This window comes from Peribacillus simplex, assembly GCF_030123325.1.
GTDB classification, from domain to species: domain Bacteria; phylum Bacillota; class Bacilli; order Bacillales; family DSM-1321; genus Peribacillus; species Peribacillus simplex_D.
Window position 1 is genome coordinate 4,866,692 of the sequence record NZ_CP126106.1, and the last position, 26,005, is coordinate 4,892,696.

At 37.0% G+C, this 26,005-nt stretch carries 24 protein-coding genes and 2 pseudogenes; 7 read left to right on the forward strand and 19 right to left on the reverse strand.

The features are described 5' to 3' along the window. Positions 1-37: 37 nt before the first annotated feature. The 5 genes from QNH43_RS23220 to QNH43_RS23240 all read right to left on the reverse strand — a co-directional run bounded on the left by QNH43_RS23220 (position 38) and on the right by QNH43_RS23240 (position 6,245). Positions 38-1,312 carry an IS110 family RNA-guided transposase gene (locus QNH43_RS23220; protein ID WP_283915879.1) on the reverse strand — a complete coding sequence of 425 codons (1,275 nt, stop codon included), beginning with the start codon at positions 1,310-1,312 and terminating at the stop codon, positions 38-40. A gap of 592 nt (positions 1,313-1,904) precedes the next feature. Next, a complete protein-coding gene (locus QNH43_RS23225; protein ID WP_283915880.1) occupies positions 1,905-2,759 on the reverse strand; it encodes an alpha/beta hydrolase in 855 nt (284 codons plus the stop codon). A gap of 531 nt (positions 2,760-3,290) precedes the next feature. Beyond that, a complete protein-coding gene (locus QNH43_RS23230) occupies positions 3,291-4,220 on the reverse strand; it encodes an aminoglycoside phosphotransferase family protein (protein WP_283915881.1) in 930 nt (309 codons plus the stop codon). 165 nt (positions 4,221-4,385) lie between these two features. Then, positions 4,386-4,949, reverse strand: coding sequence for a histidine phosphatase family protein (locus tag QNH43_RS23235; protein WP_283915882.1), 564 nt, complete (start codon positions 4,947-4,949; stop codon positions 4,386-4,388). Positions 4,950-5,387: 438 nt separating this feature from the next. Beyond that, a complete protein-coding gene (locus tag QNH43_RS23240; RefSeq protein WP_283915883.1) occupies positions 5,388-6,245 on the reverse strand; it encodes an alpha/beta fold hydrolase in 858 nt (285 codons plus the stop codon). A 383-nt stretch (positions 6,246-6,628) separates the two neighbouring features. On the opposite strand from QNH43_RS23240, the gene QNH43_RS23245 reads away from it, so the two are divergent. Further along, entirely contained in the window at positions 6,629-7,549 is a 921-nt protein-coding gene (locus QNH43_RS23245; RefSeq protein ID WP_283915884.1) for an IS110 family RNA-guided transposase, read from the forward strand. Further along, complete coding sequence (locus QNH43_RS23250; protein WP_283915885.1) at positions 7,527-7,859, forward strand: hypothetical protein; 333 nt, start codon at positions 7,527-7,529, stop codon at positions 7,857-7,859. The genes QNH43_RS23245 and QNH43_RS23250 overlap by 23 nt, the downstream gene beginning before the upstream one ends. Before the next feature lie 214 nt (positions 7,860-8,073). On the opposite strand, the gene QNH43_RS23255 is transcribed toward QNH43_RS23250, so the two are convergent. From QNH43_RS23255 to QNH43_RS23285, 6 genes and pseudogenes are all read right to left on the reverse strand, one after another. After that, positions 8,074-8,457, reverse strand: a complete 384-nt coding sequence (locus QNH43_RS23255) for a DUF1259 domain-containing protein (protein ID WP_076370413.1) — start codon at positions 8,455-8,457, stop codon at positions 8,074-8,076. A 193-nt stretch (positions 8,458-8,650) separates the two neighbouring features. Then, complete coding sequence (locus tag QNH43_RS23260; RefSeq protein ID WP_192207562.1) at positions 8,651-8,986, reverse strand: hypothetical protein; 336 nt, start codon at positions 8,984-8,986, stop codon at positions 8,651-8,653. Between the two features lie 495 nt (positions 8,987-9,481). Continuing rightward, on the reverse strand, positions 9,482-10,651 hold the full coding sequence (locus QNH43_RS23270) for a serine hydrolase domain-containing protein (protein WP_283915886.1): 1,170 nt from the start codon (positions 10,649-10,651) through the stop codon (positions 9,482-9,484). Between the two features lie 467 nt (positions 10,652-11,118). Then, a protein-coding gene (locus tag QNH43_RS23275; RefSeq protein ID WP_283915887.1) for an IS3 family transposase occupies positions 11,119-12,461 on the reverse strand; the annotation gives its coding sequence in 2 pieces (ribosomal slippage) (positions 11,119-12,020 and positions 12,020-12,461; 1,344 coding nt in all). A 433-nt stretch (positions 12,462-12,894) separates the two neighbouring features. Then, a complete protein-coding gene (locus QNH43_RS23280) occupies positions 12,895-13,182 on the reverse strand; it encodes a hypothetical protein (protein WP_283915888.1) in 288 nt (95 codons plus the stop codon). After that, positions 13,182-13,355, reverse strand: a pseudogene (locus QNH43_RS23285) (SHOCT-like domain-containing protein); the annotation flags it as partial. The pseudogene QNH43_RS23285 and the gene QNH43_RS23280, both read right to left, overlap by 1 nt. A 2-nt stretch (positions 13,356-13,357) precedes the next feature. Between QNH43_RS23285 and QNH43_RS23290 the strand changes: the two are divergent. The 3 genes and pseudogenes from QNH43_RS23290 to QNH43_RS23300 all read left to right on the forward strand — a co-directional run. After that, positions 13,358-13,492 (forward strand): annotated as a pseudogene (locus QNH43_RS23290) (helix-turn-helix domain-containing protein); the annotation flags it as partial. 270 nt (positions 13,493-13,762) lie between these two features. Then, positions 13,763-14,665, forward strand: a complete 903-nt coding sequence (locus tag QNH43_RS23295) for a DMT family transporter (RefSeq protein WP_283915890.1) — start codon at positions 13,763-13,765, stop codon at positions 14,663-14,665. A gap of 18 nt (positions 14,666-14,683) precedes the next feature. After that, the gene (locus QNH43_RS23300; protein ID WP_283915891.1) at positions 14,684-14,992 is read left to right on the forward strand and encodes a tRNA-binding protein; all 309 of its coding nucleotides are present in this window, start codon (positions 14,684-14,686) and stop codon (positions 14,990-14,992) included. Positions 14,993-15,265: 273 nt separating this feature from the next. Here the strand turns inward: QNH43_RS23300 and QNH43_RS23305 are convergent, their stop codons facing one another. From QNH43_RS23305 to QNH43_RS23315, 3 genes are all read right to left on the reverse strand, one after another. Further along, the gene (locus QNH43_RS23305; protein ID WP_283915892.1) at positions 15,266-15,685 is read right to left on the reverse strand and encodes a VOC family protein; all 420 of its coding nucleotides are present in this window, start codon (positions 15,683-15,685) and stop codon (positions 15,266-15,268) included. Positions 15,686-16,010: 325 nt separating this feature from the next. Further along, on the reverse strand, positions 16,011-16,469 hold the full coding sequence (locus QNH43_RS23310; RefSeq protein ID WP_434060140.1) for a hypothetical protein: 459 nt from the start codon (positions 16,467-16,469) through the stop codon (positions 16,011-16,013). A gap of 266 nt (positions 16,470-16,735) precedes the next feature. Continuing rightward, positions 16,736-17,344 (reverse strand): DedA family protein, encoded by a 609-nt coding sequence (locus QNH43_RS23315; protein WP_283915894.1) that lies wholly within the window; start codon positions 17,342-17,344, stop codon positions 16,736-16,738. A gap of 527 nt (positions 17,345-17,871) precedes the next feature. Between QNH43_RS23315 and QNH43_RS23320 the strand changes: the two genes are divergently transcribed. Then, positions 17,872-19,299, forward strand: coding sequence for a PQQ-dependent sugar dehydrogenase (locus QNH43_RS23320; protein WP_283915895.1), 1,428 nt, complete (start codon positions 17,872-17,874; stop codon positions 19,297-19,299). A 276-nt stretch (positions 19,300-19,575) separates the two neighbouring features. Here QNH43_RS23320 and QNH43_RS23325 read toward each other — a convergent pair whose 3' ends face one another. From QNH43_RS23325 to QNH43_RS23340, 4 genes are all read right to left on the reverse strand, one after another. After that, positions 19,576-20,127, reverse strand: a complete 552-nt coding sequence (locus QNH43_RS23325; protein WP_283915896.1) for a hypothetical protein — start codon at positions 20,125-20,127, stop codon at positions 19,576-19,578. A gap of 234 nt (positions 20,128-20,361) precedes the next feature. Further along, positions 20,362-20,751, reverse strand: coding sequence for a cupredoxin domain-containing protein (locus QNH43_RS23330; RefSeq protein WP_283915897.1), 390 nt, complete (start codon positions 20,749-20,751; stop codon positions 20,362-20,364). Between the two features lie 282 nt (positions 20,752-21,033). Continuing rightward, entirely contained in the window at positions 21,034-22,635 is a 1,602-nt protein-coding gene (locus tag QNH43_RS23335) for a bifunctional metallophosphatase/5'-nucleotidase (protein ID WP_283915898.1), read from the reverse strand. A 350-nt stretch (positions 22,636-22,985) separates the two neighbouring features. After that, positions 22,986-23,597, reverse strand: a complete 612-nt coding sequence (locus QNH43_RS23340; protein WP_283915899.1) for an FMN-binding negative transcriptional regulator — start codon at positions 23,595-23,597, stop codon at positions 22,986-22,988. A gap of 173 nt (positions 23,598-23,770) precedes the next feature. Here QNH43_RS23340 and QNH43_RS23345 point away from each other — a divergent pair, with 173 nt between their 5' ends. Further along, entirely contained in the window at positions 23,771-25,150 is a 1,380-nt protein-coding gene (locus QNH43_RS23345; RefSeq protein WP_283915900.1) for a MocR-like pyridoxine biosynthesis transcription factor PdxR, read from the forward strand. Positions 25,151-25,430: 280 nt separating this feature from the next. Here the strand turns inward: QNH43_RS23345 and QNH43_RS23350 are convergent, their stop codons facing one another. Next, the gene (locus tag QNH43_RS23350; protein ID WP_283915901.1) at positions 25,431-25,952 is read right to left on the reverse strand and encodes a spermidine/spermine N(1)-acetyltransferase; all 522 of its coding nucleotides are present in this window, start codon (positions 25,950-25,952) and stop codon (positions 25,431-25,433) included. Between the last annotated feature and the right edge of the window lie 53 nt (positions 25,953-26,005).

The following is a 26,005-nucleotide window of genomic DNA, read 5'->3' on the forward strand; positions in this document are numbered from 1 at the left end:
AAGCCAACTTTCGTTATATAACAATGTGAATGTAAATTTACGCTGCTAGTTGTTCAATTGAGAAGATCATTTCCGGTTTATAGGCAGAGCCATTACGAGCTATCCCTACTAGGACACGGGCGAGTTTTCCACAAAGTTTCATGATGGATTTCATTTTCTTAATCTTCTTCACTTTAACATTATTCGAGTGTAGGGCTTTAAACTCAGGGTTATTCATCACCAGACTCATGGTCGCAAGGAAGATGTAACGCCGCAGGCGTGATCTTCCACGTTTGGAAAGAACAATTTGGCCTTTCCACTTCCCAGAGCTTGCTTCAGCGAGATGCAATCCTGCATGACGAAGGAGCGCATTCCCGTGAGCGAACCCACTCAAATCTCCAGCTTCTCCTAAGATTCCCGCTAGTGAAATCTCGCTGATTCCTTTAATGGCAAGTATTTGCTTAACGAATGGAATCTGTTCCAAGACGTTTGTGACTTCTTGCGTCACTCTTTCGAGTTGGGATGAAGCGAGATCATATTCCTCTAATAACTGTCCCAAATGAAGTTTATACGCATCAAGGGCTTGTTTCGTACCAATTGAACGCTTGGCCAATACAAGCAGGGAACGGGCTTTTTTATGCCCGGAATGTCGCTTCATACATGATTTCCATCCGGTTACGATATCTTGAGGCTGTAAGGAACATAATTCAGCTGGGGTAGGAAAGAGGCGTAGGGTTGCGATTGCCCCTTTACATGATACGTCTTTAAACACTTGCCGGAGCTCGGGAAAGACAACATCCACCCAGCGATTAATTTGGTTGATGGAGCTAACAAGACGCTTAACGATCACATCTCGGTTAGCCATAAGGACACGAAGTTTTTCAAATGATTCTGAAGTGGAACGAACGAAGGCATAGTAGCCATTCTTCACCATATCAGCGATGACAAGGGCATCTTTTTTATCACTTTTGGATTGCGTATTATCACGATTTTCTTTGTTTCTTTTGACATGGTGAGGATTGACGGTGACGACATCCATGTTTTGTTTGACTAGCCACTTTGAAAGGTTTATCCAATAATGGCCGGTAGGTTCCATTCCGACTATCGTTGTGTCTAGATTTTTCATTTGTTTTAGTTCCTGGATCCAGTTTAGTAAGCTAGTAAAACCCTCCTCGTTATTTTCAAAAGAAAGGGGTTTCCCGACCACAATGCCCCGAAAGTTTACAGCACGGGCCACGTGTACGTGTTGGGCAATATCCACACCAACAACTAGATGTTGATCCGTAATTCTCTCAATTAGTTGATTTTGTTTGTTTTGCATTTTAAAATTCATAGTAGGGCTTCCTCCTTAAGATTTTGAGTTAGATTGGTCTCTATACTCGTATCTTACTGAGGGGCTCTATTTTTTTCAAACCTGATATTTAACGATCTACAGGAATGCTAACCTGCCCCGTTAGCCATCCATGAAGCGCAAAAATCAGCGCTTCACCACAGAGAATGAAAATTGGTCTCTATGTCGATAATGTTTTAATGGCTGGCGAAGAAGGTCATTGAACTATGGTGCCTTTGAGCCCATCCGTTAGTCTGACTCCGACGCCCACGGTGTACCACCGACTGTCGCGCCCTTTATGGGTAGCACTCATGGGAGATTAATCCTTTTTTTGTCGTCGCGCTAGCATCTACTTAATTTGCTATAATTGGAGGTTTTTGTTTAACGATTTACCAAACTCAATCAGATCACTCATAAGGCTCAGCCTTTTTTTAAAAAGCGTTTTTACTGGGTCTATTTTGTTGTGATTTTTTCTGGATTTTGAGCTTTTTAAATTTTCATGGGAGTTCCTTTAGAAAAGCGAACCTTATTCCAGAATCGCTCCCTATTCCGGAATACTTAGATCCTTGAAATGGGTTCAAAAGTCTCAAATAGATTAATTATTGTTAAGTCCTAATTGCTTGATAATCCATTTTGTACGCTCTTGATAGGCAGAATCGCAACTCGTAAACAGATGATCAGTTTTATACCAAGAAATTTCCTTTGGTGAACTTGCAACAGAATAGAATGTATCTGCTTGATGTTTTGGTACAAATTCGTCATCATGAACAAATTGAAATAACAGTGATGCAGGCGTAGCTTTATTTATATAATGAATTGCATCTAATGGTTCCAATTCTGAAATAAATTTATTAAACTGCTCTCTTGAAAGCTTGGCACGAATCAATGTCGCTAATGGATGCTCACTCGTTTTATGCCACTCAGACACACTAGAGAATCCAGCCATTAAAACATATGATTTAATACGTTCTTCGACGCCAGCGAGAACTCCACCCCAAGTAGCCCCCAAACTATGTCCAATATAGGCAAGACGATTTATATCAATATTTTCTAAACTAAAAAGAAGGTCAACTCCCCTTTGAATGTCAATAACTGTCTGAGTATATTGTCCAATATTAGTTATTGTCTCTACCATGAGATTTAACATCTGTTCCTCAGATAAATCTTTTGGATAATCGTTTCGCATGGCAGGTGCAGCGATTAAAAGAGAAACTATACCTTTTAAAGCTAAAGCTTCAGCTTCTGACAAAAATGTTGTTCGGTTGCCTTGACCTGGATGCATAAAAACAACTGCTGGAAAAGGTCCGTCTGTTTTTGGAACGACCAGATATGCGGGTACTTTACCACCATACGGACTTAAATAAGACACATCTCTAACCGTATAACCATCCTTTTCAATATACGAAGATTCCTCGAAATCTAACGACAAAGAACGCTCATAATCAAGCAACTAATAACACTCTCCTTGGACTTCTAGGATTTCCATCCACATTACCACTATTTACCTTTTAGTTTTGTGAAATATTAATAATACTTTTTTAAACTTTACTACCCGTTCAATAAGCCTTATTCCATTAAATGGCCCAATTATTGAATAAAGATCAAATAGCACTCTTCAACTAACCTGACCCGTTAGTGCCATAAGAAAAAGGCTGCCGCAGCACCCCCTGTTAATAACTAAAGCACCCGTTAGTTGATTAAAGAATTGTTAAAATGACTCCCCAATAAGAAAACTCATAGTAAAAAAAACAAACGCAAATGCCGATATTGCTTTTGGTAATTTACCATAAAAGTATATTAATGCTAACCCTATTAGTATGTGAATAAAAGCAAAAAGAATAAGACTCATTTACCTCACCTCTTTCCTAAATTGTACCATTTTCCACTTTGATAAATAATCCCTTCTTTCACTAACCTGCCCCGATAGTTCCGTAAGAAAAGCTGTCTTAAAGACAGCTCCGATCTTCAGCTAACGCACCTGTTAGCTAAATAACTTATTTGGTTCATACCATGTAGGTTTTAGTAACTCAAAGTTTTGGTGGTCTTCCAACACAACGTATAATCGTGTTATCATTGCATCTAAATCGCCTGGTGCAAATCGTAAAGACCATACAACTGATGAAAAGATAACCATTCCCGTATAGATAGAATAAAGCATCCAAAAATCTTCAGGAGCACTACCATCAAAATACCCTTCAATTTGTCCAATTGAAAATGGAATGCTTAATTCCCTTTGAAATAATGCTACTTTTACAAAGTCATGAAAGGGATCTCCCCAATCAAAATTATTAAAATCAATTACACCAGCATACTGCTTATCCTTCACAATGATATTCTCCAGATGAAAATCATCATGCTGAAAGTGATTGGAACGATTTTTTATATGATGTTTATTCTTCTCAATAAAATCAATAATTTTTTCATCATTTTTAATTTTTATACCACAGGATTTGTAAGCATTTAGATATCTATAATGCTTATCCATCACTAGGTCATACCAGGCTTTAACTGTTGAAGGTGCTTCATATAAATGCATCCTCGATAGTTGTATACCTGCTTCCATTCCAATTTTATATTGTTCTTCTTCTTTAAGTGTATGTATTGCCTCTTTTGCATCTACACCATCAATATAAGAATAAATATTATAACCGGCGTTTAATGCTTCAATAATACCTATATCAATTGGCTGTGATGATTGAACATTAAACTGTTTCATTTTGTTCAATATTTGAAACTCTGCCTTCTTCTTTTCATACCCCAAGATATCATATACTCGTAACAAAAATTTGTTATCATCAACATAAACTACATATTTTTTATCGGGAGAGTACCCTTTTGATAGTTTTTCAATTTTAGTAGCGTTTTGCAGAAACTTTACTCTGTCTTGAAGAGTTTTTATAATTTCATCCATACTTTACCTCAGCTTTTATCTTTTCACTCTATAACATTTAAATGTTCCTTTAGTTTTCAGTTATTCGACTAACCTGCCCCGATAGTTGTATAAGAAAAAGCTGCCTTAAGACAGCTCTGATCTTCAGCTAGCGCACCCGTTACTTCTATAAAATATTGTATTTAATTAGATTTCTATTACTTTATCTTCATCCCATATACGTTCCAAGATCACTTTATTATTAATACAGTTTATTTGAAAAACGTCAGGATTACTAAGGTTTTTCCAACACTCGAAATCAAAGTTACTATTATAATTCTTTAAAAGTAAGGAAATTATATCTCCATGACTGACGATTACTGTGTTTTCAGTCCCACTTTTGAAGACTTCTTCTACAACATTTACGATTCGATTCATTGCTTCTTGACTTGACTCTCCGCCTTCAAATTTTAATTCCATATCATTAAATGTTGCTTTTAGCTTTTCATACCAATCAGGTAAGTCCGTTGTGCTTAGAATACGTTCTGAGAGGCGTTCATCAATCTCTATTTTAATATTCGTTTTCTCACTTAATGGTTCTACTGATTGAATAGCACGCAACAACGGACTTGATATTATTCGGTCAATTTTTTCATTACTGAAGAAGTCAACTAAATATTTCGCTTGTTTTGAACCTTTTTCTGTTAATTGTGATTCCGAAGGTTGCCCCTGTGCTTCGCAATGTCTGACAATGTAAATCTTAGTTAGCATAAGCTCCTCCCACCTTAGTAGTAAATACAAGTTTCTATATCTGTCTGTACTTTTCCTTCCTGAACTAAACTGCCCCGATGGTTGCATAAAAAAGGAGCTGCTGATCAACTCCTGATAAGTAAAGCACTCGTTACTTAATTTAGAAATTTAATTAGCTTTTCTTTGTCCTCCTAAAAAATAAATAACCTAAGACACCTAAAATTAATGCTATACCTCCGAAAACAATTACTTGAAATATAATATCCCCTATAAACATAACCTGTTTCTCCTTTTCTAAAAAACATTTTCCTAAATCTGTATACGAGATTTTTCCTAAAAAGGTTTCAACTGATAGTTTGATTTTAAAAGTCTTATTAAACTAAACTGCCCCGATGTTGCATAAAGAAAAAGCTGCCTTAAAGACAGCTCTAATCTTAAGCTAACGCACCCATTAGTTCATTAAGAATAGGTTTTCGTTTTCAGTCCTTTATAATCAGAAACCATCTGAAGGAATTTTTCTTTCTCTTCTAAATACGGTACGTGATTACTTTTTTCAAAAATATAAAGTTTGGAATTTTTTAAACCAGCCTTTATTTCTTCAGAAAAAACAAGAGGACATTGGGCATCATACCTTCCACAATAAACAATGGTCGGGATCGTAACCTGATTCAGTTCATTTTGAATGTCGTAGTTTGGCAAATCATTAAAGGAATAATAATCCAGCCTTTTTTGTACAACTTTCCCACTGCTCGGTTTATTAAAATAATCATCCCATCTTTCTTTGTTATATAAAGACATATTAGTCCATTCTCTGTTAGCATCCCTTCGCTCTTCAGTGGTAGAGTCAGGAGATTTTAGTACGGCAAAAATCTTTTTCAGTTTTTTATTTAGTGGACTACGAGGACTATAAATACTGCCTTCGTGTTCCATATATTTTTTAGTAGCAGTTGCTCCTCCAACTAATAGTTTTGTCAGAGATTTTGGAAACATTGTTGCATAAATTAAACCCAGCATTCCTCCAGTTGAATGCCCTGCAAAGCACCATTTATTATAATTTAAAGCTTCTCTAATAGCCTCTAAATCCTTAGAGGTTTCTTTCATACTTAATTCCTCTTCTATACCTGCTTTGCAAGAGTTTCCTGCTTCTTTTAAGTTTATTAGATAAACTTTGAATTGATCTACAAAAGTGTCGGCGAAATAATAACCTAATTCATTAAACTCACTATATAAATGGGTAATACAAACTGGTTCTCCTTTTCCTTGGGTAAAGATCTCAAACTTTCCACGAGTTGTACTTATAAACATTCTCTCCCACATAACGGTCCCCCTAAAAACTAAAATGTATATTATTGTAAATTCAGCATTTTTTAGAGAAAATCCTTCAAGTTACTGTTGAACTATCCTGCCCCTTTAGTTCCATAAGAAACTCCTATGGCGGCGCTCCTCGCCGCCACCATCTACTACGAAAATCTAAACTCAAAAATAGAGTCTAACCCATTAAACCGTTGACGATAATGGATGATAACAATACAACCAGGCTGAACTTTTTTTGGTGGATCTTAAGGAAGATACCCTGTATAAGAAACTGGTTGTGACAGTATGGAAGAACCATTTAGTGTACTACTAGTACGTATACAAAAATTTTTGTAACAAATCTCCTGTCATATGTATTGTTAATCTTTTTTTGAGGTGATTCTCCTATGGAAGCAATGATTGAACGGTGTGCTGGCCTAGATGTGCACCAAGAAACAGTAGTAGCCTGTGTATTATTTGGTCCATTAGATAAAAAACCAAAAACCTCTATTGAAACGTTTTCAACTACAACAACGGGACTCTTGGCTTTGAGTGATTGGCTCGCTCCCCTCCAGGTATCCGATGTTGTGATGGAAAGTACCGGAGTCTACTGGAAACCAATATGGAATATACTCGAAGGATCTTTTCACCTTGTTCTTGCCAATGCCAGGCATGTCAAAAATGTTCCAGGCCGTAAAACTGATGTAAAAGATGCCGAATGGCTTGCCAAGCTTCTAAGATGCGGACTTATTGAAAGCAATTTTGTCCCACCAGAGGATATTCGTGATTTACGTGATCTTACTCGTTATCGAAAAAAATTGATTCATCATCGCACATCAGAGCAGAATCGCATTCACAAAATTCTTCAAGATGCTAATATCAAGCTAACTTCCGTTCTATCAGACATTTTTGGTGTATCGGGACGCCGAATCCTTGAAGCGATTCTAAACGGTGAAAAAATAGAGACCGATGGTCTTCGAAAAATGGTGGATTGGCGAACAAAAGCAAGTATTACTGACATTGCCCATGCAATTAATGGTCGTATTCGCCGTCATCATCGTGATATGTTGCGTTACCATTGGGAGCATATGAGTTATTTAGAAAAAGCCATAGAAGAATTGGAAAAACAAATTGATCAACTCCTATCCCCATATCATAAGGAAGTAGAATTATTGGATGGTATACCTGGTGTGAACAAAGCTGCCGCAGCTACTTTTATTGCAGAGATGGGCGTGGATATGTCCTTATTTAAGTCGGCTAAACATCTTGCCTCTTGGGCTGGTGTGAGTCCTGGAAATTACGAAAGTGCTGGTAAAAAAAACGAGTAAAACCACACAAGGTAACAAAGCTCTGAAAACGATGGCCGTAGAGTGTGTATTAGCGACATCAAGGCAAAATAATCGAATTGCTTCACATCGAAAAAGGATTACCAAAAGGCAGGGAAAAATGAAAGGACGAATTGCTTCTGCTCATTTACTATTGACGATTGCTTACAACATCTTAAAAACAGGAGAACCCTATCATGAACTAGGCTCAAATTACCTTGAAGAAAAACAAAATAACAAAGAATTAAAAATGATCGAATACCTAAAAAAGAAAGGCTATTCAATCGCTCCATCTAAACAACAAACTGCATAACCAGTTAAAATAACGACATAGTACATTTACGCCCTTCGAAAAAAAATGAGAATATGGAGGGTTTATTTTAGCATGACTTTTTACTAATGTGTTTTCATACAAAAAAGCCGCCTTAAAGACAGCTCCAATCTTCGGCTAACGCACCTGTCAGTTCAACAAAACCAAGTTTTCACCGTGTATTATGTTCGTCAAAAATCAACTAGTGGGACATCCGTTAGTTCCTTAACGCTTTTCTGACTTTCTTTGCAAAAACTAATGGATCATCAACAGCTTCGATATTAACGTAAATCAAATTCGGATCATCAAATAGCCACTCATTGTGTATGGATGAAACTATTATTCCTTGTTTAAGAATCAAAGCAACAAAATTCTCGACTTCACTTTGCAAGAGTGCTACCCTACCTAGGCACAATGCTTGTCCAGTCTTATCTCTTGATTCAAATGAGAAAGAAGAAGTCACTCTAAAGCGTTTCCCTAAAATTTTTGCTTTTATTTCATTTCGATTTATGGTTGTCACACATTTTCCACCCGCAAATCCTTCTTGGCCGCCGATAATCCTAGCAAACTTTTGACAAATTAATTCATCATTAGATGCCATCTATTCATCCCCTCCCTAATATTAATAGGGTATGAATCAATGAATAGATTCGAAACGGATATGCATCCATTTTGAAATGAAAATCATTTTATATTTTATTCAAACTATCCTGCTCCTGTTAGCACCATAAGAAAAGAGCTGATCCTCAAAGCTCACTAATGAACTAATGCACCCGTTAGTTTAACAACTAAACTTAATTTTTATTTTCTTTTTCGAAATAGAAACCTGTCCCATTTTCTTGTGGAACAAACCCTTGTTGAGCTGAACTATTTTCCACCATATTTTGCTCTTCTACTGAAATAATTGTGGTAACATTTTTTCCTTCAGCTACATTACCTTCTCTACGATTTTGCTCTTCTACTGATATAACTCTGTATTGATCTCCGTTATTAGTGGCAGTTTGTTCAACTTTTACTTTTGACTGTCCAGTTTGTGCAAATACCTTTGTACTTTGTAGGTCCTTCGCAAAACCGATTGATAAAGCTAAAGCACCAGCAAACCCTATGGTCAAAACTAATTTCCATTTCATTTAAAAACCTCCTAATGGTTCGAGTTTGTGTTAATAACATATTTTACCATACCTAAAACTATGTTACTTTAAAAATTTGTTACTCAACTAAACTGCCCCGTTAGTTCCATAAAGAAAGAGCTGCCTTAAAGACAGCTCTGATCTTCAGCTAACGCACCCGTTAGTTTAAGTACAAACTTTCAAAAATTGAAATCTATCCTTGGAATTTAATACAACAAAAAGGTTCTAGAACCAAAGCCTTTTTTGTTTAATTTACCTTTTAAAATCCACCTTCTGAATGAATAATCTGATCTGTAATCCAATTTGCTTCATCGCTCATTAGAAATTAAATCGTTTTTGCAACATTTTAATGCATTAACCGTTATTTGAGAAGGAGTTACCTTTTTCTTGCTTAATAGCTCACTGTTTTTAAAAGTAAGTTGGGGCTTTTGAACCGGAAAGGTATATTTTTAACTATAAAAACTATGATAAAATTTTTCCATTTTCCCTTTTTGCCTACTTGCTAAATTCAGCAAGTAAAATATTTTTAAAAGGATTAGGACTGTTATCTCTACCCAAACTGTTCAAACTGACGACCAATGTATGCTTGCCTCCAAGTGTACCTCCAGCAATAGTGGAAAACCCTAGAATGCCACCTGTGTGTCCCCATATCGAGACACCGTTTGGAAGCTTAGTTTCATAGATTCCAAGACCATATCCATCAATTCCTGCTCTTCCTGTAGGAACTGTAGTAAGCATTTGTTTTAGTTGCTGTTCCTTCAGTAATTTGCCACGGAGCAAGGAAGAGAAGAATTTATTTAAGTCGTCAGCAGTAGAAATCATATCTCCAGCCGAGCTGCCTGCACTTGGGTTATAATAAGTAACGTCTTTTATCTCACTTGCTTCGTCTGGTTGGGAATATCCCCGAGCATGCTTGGTGCCTGGAATAACGCTTGAATTGCCAGGTAGGAATGTATCCGACAATTCAAGCGGTTCAATAATCCGATTTTCAATCTCTTCCGCGTAGCTGTTTCCGGTTACTTTTTCAATAAGAATACCCAGTAATACGTATCCTGTGTTTGAATAAGACCAGCCCTTTCCTGGGACAAAGTCTGGGGGCAGAGAAATCCCCATCTTCACTAGTTCTTCAGCCGTATACGATTTTTTTGTATCCATAAAATCAGCGTCTTTTGACCTTGAGTATTCAGCGATACCACTTGTATGGTTCAATATCTGCCGGATGGTAATCTGTTTACCATCATATCCGTTTCCTTGAATGACACCAGGCAACCATTTTTCGATGGAGTCGTCTAGATTCAAGCGGTTCTCTCCAGCTAATTGAAGTACAACCGTTGCGGTGAACGTCTTCGTCACGCTACCAATGCGAAAGCGAAAATCTGTTTTCATTGGTTGCTTGGTGCTCAGATTCGCTACCCCAGCGGCATAACCCCACGTTTTACCATCCTCGGAAGTTTTAGCAAGTATCCCCGGGAATCCAAGTTGCAATGTATCCCGCATTGCTTGCTTGACGGAATTATGATCTCGTTGAGTGCTTGTTTGTAACGAACTAGATACATTTTGAGTGGGCTCTACTTTTGCAATTGAGGTTGGCGATGTGTATAGCAGGGAACTTCCAGTTATCAACAGGGCGAGACTTGCAAATGTAATTTGACTACGTATTTTCATAAGGCATTCCTCTCCTCTATTAATATTGTATAGGTGGTTGCTTGTTGTTCCATATTAATCACACAGCTATACTTTGCACAAAATGACTATCCTCGCCTTCGTCTGCTTCGTCTTGATACTCATCATTCTCATCTTGATTTTCAATGTGCTTTTTTATAAGGAATTGTTCCATTTCCTCTACATATGACTTAAGGTTACCTTATTTTACCATAAACACCCAATAATTAGATTTAAATATCATTTTTCTATTCTCGTGGTTTAGTATTCATTGCACAGTTCGAATAAAATATGGCTTGATGAACTATCCTGCCCCGTTATTGCCATAAAAAAAAAAGCTGCCTTAAAGACAGCCCCGATCTTCAGCTAACGCACCCGTTAGTTTAAGAACAATCCTTCACAAACTAACGCAACACATTAGAAAAGGCCCATTTGTGAAGTGAACCCAAAAAGTTAGACACTTTATTTAATTAGGCAACCTTGAAGGCATGAACCCGGTAATCTACTGGGCTCATGCCTTTTAGTTTTACTTTGATTCGTCGGTGATTGTAATAATGGATATAATCTTCCAGTTCTTTTTTGAAATGCTCCATGCTGTCGAACTTCTGTAAATAAAGTAATTCCGATTTCAGTAAGCCAAAGAAGTTTTCTATGACGGCATTGTCTAAACAATTTCCTTTGCGGGACATGCTTTGTATAATGTTATGTCTTTTCAAATCATGTGAGTATTGTTTCATCTGGTAATGCCAGCCCTGATCTGAATGGAGAACGGGGGAATCTTTCGATTCCAATCGCATAAAGGCTTGGTCTAGCATCTTGGAGACTAAGGGATAAACAGGACGTGATTCGATATTGTAAGCAATGATCTCTCCATTAAATAAATCTAGAATGGGCGATAAATACAACTTCTCACCGTGTAAATGAAATTCAGTTACGTCCGTAACCCATTTTTGATTTGGCTTTGTTGCCTTAAAATTACGATTGAGGATATTAGGCGCAACCTTTCCAATCTTGCCTTTGTATGAACGGTATTTCTTCATACGGACCAGACACTTTAGTCCCAACTCCTTCATCAATCGAAGGACCGTTTTATGGTTCATTGAAATCCCTCTATTACGTAATTCCAATGTAATGCGTCGATACCCATATCTCCCTTTATTCGTATGAAATATCTCCTGAATAACTGGCTTTATTTCTTCGTATTTATCCTGACGCCCGAAGGCGTTTATCCAATAATAATAGGTACTCCTTGCCAGATTTGCGACGGACAGAAGTAGCTTTAAATTAAAATCTCCCCTTAGCTCATGTACTACTTTCGCTTTTTGCGTTCGGACGCTTCGCTTTCTTGAACTAAGGCTCTCAACTTTTTTAAATATGCATTCTCTGCACGTAATCTTTCATTTTCAGCCTGTAACGCCTCTAATGACCCTTCTACTGGTTTTTTCTCCGTTTCTTTTTTCATGGATGGACGCCCCTTTTTCTTCGTTTCAAGAGCGTCAACTCCGTACTCCTCCAATTGCTTTAGCCAATTAGTAATGGTAGAAGGAGAAGCAATGTTATACACAGCAGCTGCATGGGTACTAGACACTCCAAAATCGTTCATATAGTTTAGTACATCCATCTTAAAGCTAATATCATAATTTGTATAGGTAGACATTAGCCCATCTATCCCATGTTCTTTATAATGCGCCACCCATTGCTTTAAAGGAGTCAAACTGATATTAAATTGATTGGCTACAGTTCTAAATGAGTCCATTCCTTCTAAATAAACAAGGACAGCTTTTAATTTCAACTCTAATGAATATTTTGTCATAAAAAAAGCACCTCCAATTGTTAGATGGTGTCTAACAATTGGGGTGCAGTTCATTTGACGGCCTTTTTATGGAGGTAACGCGGCGTTAATTCAATAAGAACAATTCAAGAAAATAAAATATTTACTGTTATTATTCCTATAAGGACCATATATCACAAAGCAATTCTCAGTTACCTGTTGGCACTTCTTTCATTTTTTAACCCTATAATAATTAAAATCAACATTACTAAAATTACAATTATTGAGTTGTTGACATTGTCCAAACGCAATATAAAATAGCTAACTCCCATTAAAGAGAAAAGAATAAAGAGGAAAATTGGTATATCGAGTTTTTTTATAAATAACACCTCAGATTTAATTTATTGTCTAAATTAATATGATAGATTAACTTCTTTATAAAAAAGTTTAATCATTTTTAAAATTCTTGTGTTCGTCAATTAATATCATGTAACTTCATTTTTTCTAATTCTTTCTTTCTTTTATTTTTTAGAGATTCTCTTCCCTGAGCCCAGCCTCCCAATAAAATTATCAATCCAGCAAATGCAACAAAAATAGTGTGAAAAGGATGTCCATTATCCATTCTATTGGACAACCATTCAAAAATAAAAACTAAATACAGAATAGGTAAAATTGCTCCCCAGTAAACATTGGTTCTTCTAGATAAAAAAAATTGAACCCCTAATATTCCAAAGGCTATTAACCATTTATAAACTTCATCCATTATTCATCATTCCTTTCGTTTTTATATTTATCAATAATCAATTTTGCCGTTTCTAAACTCATCCGTTCATCAATAACAAAATTTTTAATCATATTTACAAATTCTACATCTTCTGTTTTGCTATTCAGTTCAATTTTTTTAATTAATGTATCCAACTTAGCCCTTACTGTCGGATTTAGAAAGAGAACGTATACTCCAAACTCTTGAAAAAACATATAGAAATAAAAGCATCACTGCAAAAGAATTAGGAATGTCTAGAGCTACTCTTTATAAAAAAATGAAGAAATACGGAATTGATTTTACCAAATAAAGTATCTTACCCTTTTATTAACACTAGGTTAATAACAATATTTTAGTTATGAATCCGGAAAAAAATAAGGTGTTCATCAATATTAATTTTTGTTACACTTAAAAAAATTATGAAATTTTGGTAACGAGGTGACTAAGATGTTTTGGACTCCATTATTTGAAAACGATGTACCAACAGTACTCTCCCACTCTTAACGGAGAGAACTTTAGAATAGCTATTTCTCTCCGTTAAGGCATAACAAGCCTAAAAATAAATACGGAGGGTACAAACATGAAAAATACACTAATTGGTTCTTTATTTTTAATATTAGCTTCAAGTATTTGGGGAGGTATGTATGTTGTCGTTAAAGTAGTAGTGGCAGTCATACCACCATTAGAACTTGTGTGGATGCGTTATCTTATAGCACTTGTTGCGTTAGTAATCATTGGATTTGTGACTAAACAAAATTGGAGAATTAGAAGACAGCATTTTGGAATTATAATTGCCATTGCAATTATAGGATACGTCATTTCCATTGTTACTCAAGAAACAGGTACAATGCTTTCTACTGCACAGATGGGGGCTATTATCACTTCTACGACACCTGCATTCATGGTTTTGTTTGCTAGTATAATTCTTAAAGAACGTTTAACTTTTAAGAAAGCTATTTCTGTTAGTTTAGCCACTATCGGTGTCATTACTATCGTTGGAATTGACGATATTAATATGTCTAGTTTGCTAGGAGGAGTCTCTCTTATTATAGCTGCATTGACATGGGCTTTAATGTCAGTACTTATAAAACGCTTGCCTGGTGACTATTCACAACTTGTTGTAAATACCTATGCTACTTTAATTGCTTTTGTTGTTCTAACTCCTTTAGTTATAACAAGATTACCTAAAATAAATATAAATGATTTAATGAATCCTACCATTTTTGGGGGAATAATATATTTAGGGGTAATATCAACAGCTATTGCATTTCTATTATGGAATCGTGGTTTACAAATGCTAAATGCCTCTAGTGGAGGAGTTTTCTTTTTTTTCCAACCCGTTGTTGGAACATTATTAGGTTGGTTGATATTAGGTGAAACGATTAGTATCACTTTTTGGATAGGATCTTTCTTGATTCTGATAGGAGTCTTAATCGTTATTAAAGATAGACAAGAAGAACAAAATCAATCATTATCTCAATAAATACAAAAAAGAATAACATTGGCAACTTTCGACGATTTTCAAAAATTAGATATGCGTGTTGGGGAAATTACAAAAGTAGAAGAATTTCCTAAAGCAAGAAAACCAGCCTATAAATTATGGGTTGATTTTGGAGAAGAAATAGGGATTAAACAAAGTAGCGCTCAAATAACAGATTGCGGTAAGCAAGTAATAGGAGTGGTCAATTTCCCTCCTATTAAAGTTGCTGATTTTAGTTCAGAAGTTTTGGTGATGGGGACTTATTCGGAGCAAGGTGCTGTTCTAATTGAACCTCAACAAAGGGTTAAAAAAGGCGATCGATTAGGATAAGTTCAAAGAACACAAATGATATTACATTTGTGTTCTTTTTTTACCCTTCTTCCTCTATGCTGCCATTATAGCGACATAATAAAAGGAACCCTCCTTTTATTAAAGGAAAGCCCCCGTTAGTTCATTATCAAAGGTTCGTACCCTTCGCGGATTACCATTTAATCATTTTCATTTGTTCGATTGAACGATTCTATAAAATAAATTGTGTAAACATACCAGCGATGTGAGTAGTACAAACTGGACATGCGTTAAGCTGAATGCCGACAGCTCGGATCACTCTTTTCTGGTCGAACCTAGAACTTCCAAATAGTGCTGATTGTACATAATGCCCAGTATGTTCCCAAAGGGATCAACCACAGAGGCAGTAATGAACCCCTCACCGCGAACTGTAGGTGCTTCGTGTTCTTTCGCTCCCATGGACAACAGCTTCTCGAAAGTTGCTGTCACATCATCGACGTGCCAGTACACGACAGCACCACCGGCCTGGCCGGTCGACGAACCATCGGGCGCGTAGCGGCTATCGATCAGGCCAAGCTCGTGCTGGTAGTCGCCGAGGCGAAACTCGGCATATCCTGGGCGTTCGAAGTATGGGTCGATACCCAACAGCTCGGCGTACCACTTCTTTGCCGCCACTAGATCAGCCGCCCAAAAACTGACGGTGGTTAGTCCTCGTAATGTCTTTTGGTCGCTCATATTCGATTTCCTCCTCAATGTCGAGTATGTAACTGTTCTTTAAAATTCAGGGTCGCCGGGTTATTTCCTGGTTGTTGTTCCAAAAGCTAATGTAAACGTCTAATGCTGACAACAGTATGTCAGTGGAGATGAATATTTTTTCAAAGGTGCTTTGAACATTTATTCCTTTGATTAATTTCGATTTCCTTACGAATGATCCCTTCCCTTATTCAAGAAAATGGCCCAATTGTTGAAGTAACCTAATTTTAGCTCCATAAAAAATGAGCTGTCGGAGCAACTCCCTTATGGAAGTAAAGCACCCGTTAGCTCAATATGAATATTTACTTTAGTATGCTGGCTCCCCGTTTTCAGTGTCAAATCCCATTCCCCTTAGCAACTGCTGGGTATAAGCTAAACTTTCCTCTGTCTTCTGCTGCCAGTCGATAACGGTATCCATGAACTCTTTATATTCACTTGGAGCATTTTCCCTCATAACCCTTAACCATTTCGTTACTTCCTTGTCTTGCTTCAACCCATTATTAACACATGCAACCAGGGCTTTAATAATGGATTCATGGTATTCACCACTCTGCAATCGTTTTGCGCAGCCTAATGCTGTAACCCGGTGATAGGAGGCTGGAATAAGATGATTATGCATTTCTGCGTGTCCTTTTAAATTTTTAGTGACAGGGATATGAAATAATTGCGTCGTCATTGAACAAACCATTTGTTCGCCGTTCAGACTGTAGTTTAAATATTCCAATACAGTAGACCAGTCTTGCCGGTAGGGAAAATAATAGCTCAATACATTCACCCACTTGTAAAAATTCTAAAATATTCTATGTATCATTTATATTTTGGTCTACCCTTGTTCAGCACTCGTGCCCGTTAATTCATTCAAAAAACCTATATTTTTTGTAAACTAAATTCCTTTATTCAACTAGCCTGCCTCGATAGTTCCATAAAGAAAAAGCTGACTTAAAGACAGCTCTAATCTTCAGCTAACACACCCAATAGTTCTATAAGCTCTATATATAATTTTATTAAAGTCCTCCATCTAAACCGTCACTTTTATGAAATACCCCTTCTTAATCGATTTCTTCTCTTCCATAAAAAATAAATGAATATTGAAAGGACAAATAAACTCGTAATCACATAAATACTGTATGTTGACATATATAGTTCAACATTGTTCCAATTTTCCCCTAATATTCTTCCTAATGTGATAAAAGTAAAACTCCATATTAATGCACCAGTATAGGCGTAAACAATAAATTTTCTAAAAGAGAAGCGATTGACAGATGCTATATACGCTGTAAGGTGCCGTACCCCAGGTATAAAATAACCAAATAATAAAAGATAGGGTCCAAATTTCTTGAATAATTTCTTTGTTATATTAATTTTTTGTTCGGTTATGTGAAGTTTTGGTCCAAACTTTTCTAATAAAGGCAACCCAAATTTATAACCAATGAAGTAGCTAAGCGAAATCCCCCCTGTTGCTCCTGCAAAGGCACTTACTATTGAAATTAAGTAAGATAATTTACCCTGAAACACATTGTAACCAATATATGTAAGAAGAACCTCGTCGGGTACAGGAAGTCCTACAATACCTCCGATTAAAGCAAATATTATTCCGACGTACCCATAATGTTCTAGAAGGTAAGCAACTTGATTTTCCACTTTCTCACTCCAACCTTTAGGTAATGTCTAACAATCATTTCTGATTATTTACTATCAGCAGTATTTAAATAATAAAGGCTGTTTTCGCTTACTTTGTTGCTATTTTCCAAGTAAAGCGGTGTGGTTGATTTCCCCTTCAGATGCTCGCTTTCCGCGGGCGGGCGGTGAGCCTCCTCGTCGTAAACGCCTGTGGGGTCTCACCTGACCCGCTGCTCCCGCAGGAGTCTCGCACTTGCGCTCCAATCAACCTTAAATCGTTTCGTTTTAAAAACAACAATCTTTACGAAAAGAGCCATAATAAAAAAAGGAAATTCACTCTTCATTGGGGATGATACCTTTAACAATATTAAAGGTATCATCCCCAATTTTTGATTTTCTTATTGCACTATCCTGCCCCTTTAGTTTAATTACGCTCGCGCGCGGAAAGTAAGTGCAATGCCTTATCAGCTTCCCGACCCAACTTGGTACTAATAGACGGTTCTAATCATATTCTTATAAGAAAACGATAAGAAGGGGTGCAAAGTCAGTTGATAAAAGTTAAGGTTGGTTTACGGCCCATTGTAAGTAAGATAAATTTACCTACTGTTTTAAAGACAACCATACTTCCAGGTGACTCAATTGAAAGATTATTTATTGCAACCCAGGTAGGAGAGATCTTTTACATAGGAAACGGAGTTATAAGGACTTTTTTGGATATTCGCCCGCGAATTTTAAAATTAGGTACTTCTGAACAAGGTGTTTCAGGTAGGGGATATGATGAACGGGGATTGCTGGGGCTAGCGTTTCATCCAGAATTTTATTATAACGGTCTGTTTTATCTTCATTATTCAGTAGCTGGAACACAAGGTCCAGGGGCCCTTACTGAACATTTTAGGCCTAACCCGTGCGATCCCAAAACTTTAAACCTAAAGTGGATAAATAGAGAAACTCAATATGATCATATTAATACAGTTGAAGAATGGATTTTACAATCGAATGGTCAACCTCAAAAACGACGGACATTACTTAACATAAGAAGACCATTTTTTAATCATAATGGTGTCAATAGCTTAAACTTTTCACCTGAAACCGGAAAACTTATTTTAACAACCGGTGATGGCGGAGCAGGCTATGATCCATTTAATTTAAGTCAAGATGATATGGAGATAGCTGGTAAAATAATTGAAATCGATGTAGATAAGAGCATATCCTTCAATAATCCACCCATTGTTACACGTTTTAATGAACTTCCTCTGCCTATTCAGGAAACGCTTACGGTCATTGCAAAAGGGGTTCGCAATATACCAGGCATTTCATTTCAAAGGTTTTATAATCAGTATATCAAATATGTGGGGGGTGTCGGACAGGATTTGGTTGAGTCGATTTTTTCATTCGTTCATTATAAACCAATACCGGTTACTCAGATTGTTCAAGCTTCTTTCATGAATTCTGAAACTGACAAAGAGGGATTCATTAACTTTGGCTGGCGAGGCTGGGAAGGTGCTTTTCCTACTTCGATTATAAGAGGATGCAATGAAAATAATAATTTGGATGAGAAAACAATTGCTTATTACAATGAAGCAGTAGCACTTTCAGCGAGTCGTCTTCAGCCTCTAACCAGTTATTTTCATAAAGAAACCAGACCCGATAAGTTTGGAGGAACTGCACTTACAGGAGTGCAGGCCTATATGGGGAATACAATTCCTGGTTTAACAGGAAGCGTTGTGTTTACCGATCTTGCCCGGAAAGATTCTCAACCCCAGGTTAGAGGGGCTTTAGCTTATACCACCGTAAGACCAAATGGTGAACAAAATGATTTTAGTGTGATACAAACCGATTATGATTTTGGGTCCCAATCAGCCTATTATGTTAGTTTGGGAACGAACCTGAATCAAACCAGCTTATATTTAGCGGTTTATGGCTCTATGAAAGTGACTGATTTTAACCAAGGCACTGTTTTTGAAATAGTTCCATGAATCATCACAGTAAATCTCTTACATGGATTTTAGAACCATGTGATGGAGAATTATTAAATTAGGCTGTTTTCGCATACTTTGTTGCTATTTACCAAGTAATGTGGTGTGGTTGATTTTCCCTCCAGATGCTTTTTTTCCGCGGGGCGGGCGGTGAGCCTCCTCGTAAACACCTGTGGGGTCTCACCTCTCCCGCTGCTCCCGCAGGAGTCTCGACTTCCACTCCAATCAACCTTAAATCGTTTCGTTTTAAAAACAACAATCTTAACGAAAAGAGCCTTAAATTATAATCATTTTTAACCTTTTAAACATGATTAAAGCAATTTCAACCCATAACCAGCTATAAATGAAGGCAAATAAAAAGCAAGTTGTAAGAAATGAAAAGGAAACAGAGACGGCTGGACCTAATACCGGAAAGTGAAAAATAAATATTAGACCCATAATTCCTAACATTAAAAGAATGGCACCAGTAGCAATAATACTTAACCTCTTTCTAAAAAGGTGAAAAGATGCCCCTATGCCAAGTCCTAACAATCCTGTTGTAAAAGGAAATACAATTAGTTCAGTTGGCTGCAGGATGAATAACAGCATCATTGTCAGAAAGTAGGACATTGCCCCAAATGGAATGGAAAACATGGAACATAACAGGATAGGTGCAGTGGCCAGCGGACTTATAAAATATCCTACCCCTGGTAAAACTCCGGCAGACTGCAGAATGGCAGCAATACAGGAAAAAATAGATACTTGAATAAGCTTCATCGTTTTTTTATGTTTATTGAATATTAATTGAGATAAACGAGCCTCATCAGAAATAGGTTTTAAAAAATACACCTTTCCACCTCATTTTAAATGGTTTATACGTTACCACACATTATATTTACCATTTATTGGAGGTGGAACAATTATTAATGATCCAAGCATCAATATCCTCTGTAATGAAAAATAAGCTTAATAAAAACTCCCTCTAAACCTTAATCGATAATACAAAGTAGAGAAGTCCGTTCGGGAGGCAGTAAGTAATTTCCTTTGCCTATAAAAAAAACAAGGCCTTATCGGCCCTGCATTTTATTCGACTATTACTTTCCCAACCATTCCCTCCTGGAAATGGTACCGGCATATCAGTTCATATGTACCGGGCTGTTTCGGATTCACGGTAATGTTTTTTTCTTCACCTGGCTGAACCTCAACGTCAATTCCGAGCTTTTCCAGTGTGAAGGTGTGCTCTTTACTGCCTTTGTTTTTCAATATCATCGTTGTGGCTGTTCCACTCGGAATGGTGATGACTTTCGGATTAAAGAAATCATCCTTCAACTCGACCTCAATCGATTTTCCCGTCTCCATAGGCTGTGTCACAACACCGGATTCGGCAAATACGCCGAGTGAGCCTAGTGTTGTCACAACCACAAACATTGCAAGCACAACGACCAATCGTGTTACCCACTTTTTCACAGACATTCGCAATCCCTCCTTTCCTTTATTTTTTTCTAATTCATAAAATATTATTACTATAGATTTGGTTGCGTACTTTCAGATAGTAACTTTTTATCTGAAACAGTGAAAAGAAAAAGAGCGACTCTAATGACGATCTTCTGGTATCTATTCTTATGCAACAAAAAAGAGCTGCCAAAGCAACTCCCTACCTTTTATTTCTCGTTTAAGCCAATCTTGAGTAACTGAATTTATTTTTTGGTAATACTTCCTCAAAAGCCACTTATGCAAATCCTTGTATGATCCCCTTCATTCTTTCAATGAATGGTGAGAATTTTCATGGGGATACTTCTGTTGGATATAGCTTATAAGTGCAGTGACAACTTGTGGACCGGATTCTACGAGCCTACCTTGTTCAAATGCAGTGAAGTTATCACCGCCTGAAGCTAAATAATTACTAACCGCTACTTCATATTCGTTGTTTGGCTGAATCTCTTGACCCTTCATGTCTTTTAGCGCAACAATGCGGTTGCCAATTGGAGCATTGGGGTCCCAATTATACGTTAAACCAACCGTTTGTAACCTATTTTCATAATCTTTCGCCCACTGCTGTTCTAGAGCAAGCTTTATTTGGTCTCCTGTTAAGATTAACTTACTGACATTATGTCCCATAGGCAAGTCTGTATAAAGGTCTTCTACAGTGATTTCCCCTTTTTTTAAATTTTTCCGCATTTCTCCTTGATGGACAAAAGCTATATCTACCCCCATGGCTTCCCGCTCAGATTCTGCAATCATTTTCGCTAATGGGGATTCACCGTTTGCATCTTGATTTCGTGTTATTTCTTCAGGCATTTCTCCTATTATCTGATCAAAATAGCACCCCAATCTTTTTCTATATTTATTTTGAAGAGCAACCGTTTCTTTATCTGGTTTTATATGATGATGTGAAGTGACTATAATCTTTGCTTGTTTCTTAACAATATTTTTAGTATGTGGGTCAATTTCAAGATTCACTTGAGAAAAGGCTTTCCCATTGGAATAAGCTTGAACGATCAGCTTACCGGCTACAACGGTATTGGCATATTCATGGCTGTGACCGGCAAACATGACATCGACCTCATCATCGATTTTGGGAGCCATCTCCACTAAAGCTCCACTGGAATTTGCTCCTGCCTTATCTGATTTAGCTGAATCATGTGCCAGAACAACAATCACTTTGATCCCTTTTTCCTTTAAAAGCTTAACGGTTCGGTTAATAGCTGAAACTTCATCCGTAATTTCTACTTCTTTTCGATTTTCAGGGGCCACATACAGGTTGGTCTCTTTTGTGACCACACCGATAAATCCAATATTAATCCCGTCAATTTGTTTAATAACATACGGTGGTAACAAGGGAGTACCCGACTTTCTATCGATGATATTTGCAGAACTGTAAGAAGTATTGGCACCTTGAAAATAACCTGTTTTTTTGTTGAATCCTCCATGAATAAGACGTTTCATTTCATTTACGCCTTGGTCCAATTCATGATTTCCAGGTGTCCCGACATCAAAGTGCAGGAGGTTTAAAAATTCAATCGTGGGTTCGTCTTGAAATTGAGAAGAGATTGGAGGACTTCCTCCTACCATATCACCAGCATGAACAAGCAGTGTATTCGGGTTTTCTTGTTTATATTTTTTTAAATAGGCAGCCAGATATTCAGCACCGCCTGCAGTGGTCCCTGAAACCATTTGATATTTGTTCAGCTGGCCGTGAAAATCATTAACGCCTAACAATTGTACTTGGATGTTGCGGTTGGATGTGGAACGATTCGTTGTGGAATGTTTGGATGAGTGTGCTGTGATTTTAAAAGTTACTAAAATGATGATAAATACCAAGATGAACAAAGAAGTTATGGCCTGAAATTTTGACAACTTCCGATCCCTCCCCCTGGATGTAAATTAAGAATAACTCTGGAATTTTATATCCGTATAAAGGGACCGTGATTTTTTGTTATGTTTTAAATAATAATTATTAAATTAACCCAGTACATGCATATCTTTTTAAAAATGCCCATACGGCTTTACATTTAGAAATCTGTTAAGATTTTGACTAAATTATTTAAAAAGGGATCCAATTTTTCTTCCATTGACACGATAGAGAAAAAACGTTGCTGCTAATTACAGTTAGTATTGAAATCTGCTCCGTTAGTAATAGAAGTTCAACAAAAAGAGTGTAAATCCTTATTGGATCAACACTCTCGTTAGCGCAGTAACATTCAACGTTATTTTTTTAGGTTTGCCTTCATTAAAGAGGAAATTTTTTGCTCATCTGTATTTTGGATCTGTTCCAGTTGATTGATAACCAGCTCTTGTCGATGTAATGAATGGTTTTGACTTAACTTCGCTTTCCCCTCCATTTTGTTGATTTTAATTTTGAAGCCTTGAATGCCTTTGTTCATCCCAGCGAGAAAGTCAGCATCTAAATCTTGCAAATTGTATGAACTATCAGGGGCTTCATACTTGAATACCATGTCATGCAAGGTATCCGTTAACTCCTGTTCATCCTCAATAAGCTCGACTTCGCCGTATACATGAACAGTCACATAATTCCAAGTTGGTACAGCTTGGTTCGTCTCATACCAAGAAGAGGAGATATAACAGTGAGGACCATGAAAGACTGCTAAGACAGTTTGATTTTCAATATCTTTCCATTGAGGGTTCGGACGAGCAAAATGACCATACAAATAGGTTTTCTCCTTATTCAACAGCAGTGGTAAATGTGTAGCAAAAGGCATGCCTTCATGCATTGAACACAATGTTGCAAAACCATTCTCCTGTATTACATCGTAGGCTGCTTCTAATTCTTTTATTTCAAATTGCTTAGGGATATACATAAAAAATCTCCTTTCATCCGTCAATATTATTCCATTCACAATCATAGCGACTTTTACTAAGTGTCCATCACCATTTCTACTCGTGAACCTCATCTGTAAAATATGGTAATATACAAACTGACATATAAAAAGGTACAATTCTAAATAAATAGACATGTCAAAGGAGATCGTAAATGATAAATGCCATTTTTGCTTTTAAGGAGGATTCCCCCAGATACAAACAAATTTACGAGCAGTTTAAGTCATTTATTGAAAGGGGTGACTTACTTGCCGATGAACAATTGCCCTCCATCCGCCAACTGGCAGATTCCCTTCAAGTAAGTCGCAATACGACATTAATGGCTTATGATCAACTTGTAGCTGAAGGCTATATTCGTGGAGAAGGGAGAAAGGGTTATTTTGTAAATGAATTAGAGCCACTTTTATCCCAAGAAGAGTTAATTCCTCATAATAAAACGCAAAGGGAGCCAGCGACACCTACCCTTATTGATTTCCGGGCTGGTGCCGTAGATCAAGCACAATTCCCTCTGAAAATTTGGAGGAGGATTGCCAATCAAGTATTAACATTACAGGAGAGTTATCAATATGGGGAACCCTTTGGTGAGGTGTGCCTACGTGAACAAATTGCCACATACTTACTCCAATCCCGTGGGGTGAAAACAGATGCGAATGCCATCATTATCGGCAGCAGTACCCAACAAATGCTTATCAATCTTGGACATATACTGAAGGGTGATTTTCCAAGCATTACAGTAGAAGACCCTGGATATGATGGCGCTAGGGAAGCTTTTCAATTCCATTGTTTTACGATTGAGACTTTACCAGTTTATGAGACAGGTGCTGATTTTTCGCAATTGGAACAAATCAAATCACGTTTAATCTATGTAACCCCTTCCCATCACAGTCCATATGGGGTAAGCATGTCCATTCAACAACGGCAAACGCTTATTCATTGGGCTAACAAGATGCAAGGGTATATTATCGAAGACGATTATGATAGTGAATTTCGCTATACGCAGCAACCATTTCCCGCTCTCGCTTCCATTGATTCTGCAAGAGTCATTTATCTAGGGAATTTCTCGAAGTCCTTTCTTCCAGGAATTCGGTTAAGTTATATGGTGTTGCCAGAGCCACTTTTAACCCATTATAAAAATCAATTTCTTCATTTCGAAAGTACCACTTCACTTCCAAGCCAGCTCGCAATGGCTAAATTTATGGAAGAGGGAGAATGGAATCGCCATATTAAACGTATGCGTCTTGTTTATAAACGAAAAATGCAGCACTTGGCATCAATATTAAAAAAGCAATTCGATCAAAATATATCCATTATCGGTAAGCAGTCAGGTTTGTATGTATTAATCAAAGTACACCTGGAACGTTCAGAAGATTGGCTAATAGAGCGAGCTTCCTTTCATGGTGTTAAAGTGTACCCCACCTCACTCTACTTCATTAAAAATAATACCGCTGAACCAATTATCAAACTTGGCTTCAGTAATCTTTCTTGTGAGGAAATCGAGCTTGGCGTGGAACTCCTAAAAAAGGCTTGGTTATAAAAAACACACCGTAATCGCAGCTTATATCAAATACTGGCGGGGCAGATCTTGACTTTCAAAACACAGGTCCTCATTCCACTGACATGCCCCGTCAGCTCCATTAGAAAAGAGCTGATCGTCACAGCTCCCTAATGAACCAACAACCCTGTACTTTATATACAATCCTTTACAAACTGAAGAGAAGCTGCCAATATGACAGCTCCGTTCCGTTCTTTAATTCTTGCATTTGAGGGTGAAATAAAAGTGGGCTTATCAAAATAGTTCACCCTTCCAAAACAAGTTATAGAAGTGCTTTGGTCATTATAAAGTCTATTTGTTCTTCATCACCCATATAAAAAGAATGGGCACCAGTTTGAACAAACCCCAGTTTCTTATAAAAGGCAATAGCATTTTCATTTTTTTCCCATACTCCGAGCCAGATTTTCTTTTTATTACGTTCCTTCGCAATTTCCATAGCTTTATTTAGCAGATATTTACCAAGCCCATGTTTTTGAAATTTGTTCTTTATATAAATCCTCTCGATTTCAAGTGATTCATCACCCATTTCCTCAGTCTGTGCATCATTCGTATTGACCTTTAAATATCCAGCTACTTGATCATTAAAATAAACAAAAAAGAATTGCGAAGAAATATTGGATAATTCTTTTTCTAATTGTTTTAAGTTAAATGCCCTTTCCAAATAGGCATTCATATTTTCGGCTGAATTCTGATCCTTAAATGTCTCATCAAATGTTTCATAACTAATTTCTTGAAGTTCGCGTGAATCTTCAAGGGTACACTTTTTAATATTTTTAGTCGTCATTTAAATATGTCGCTCCTTCATATAATCAATAATTTCTCTTGTTTTCCTTTTTA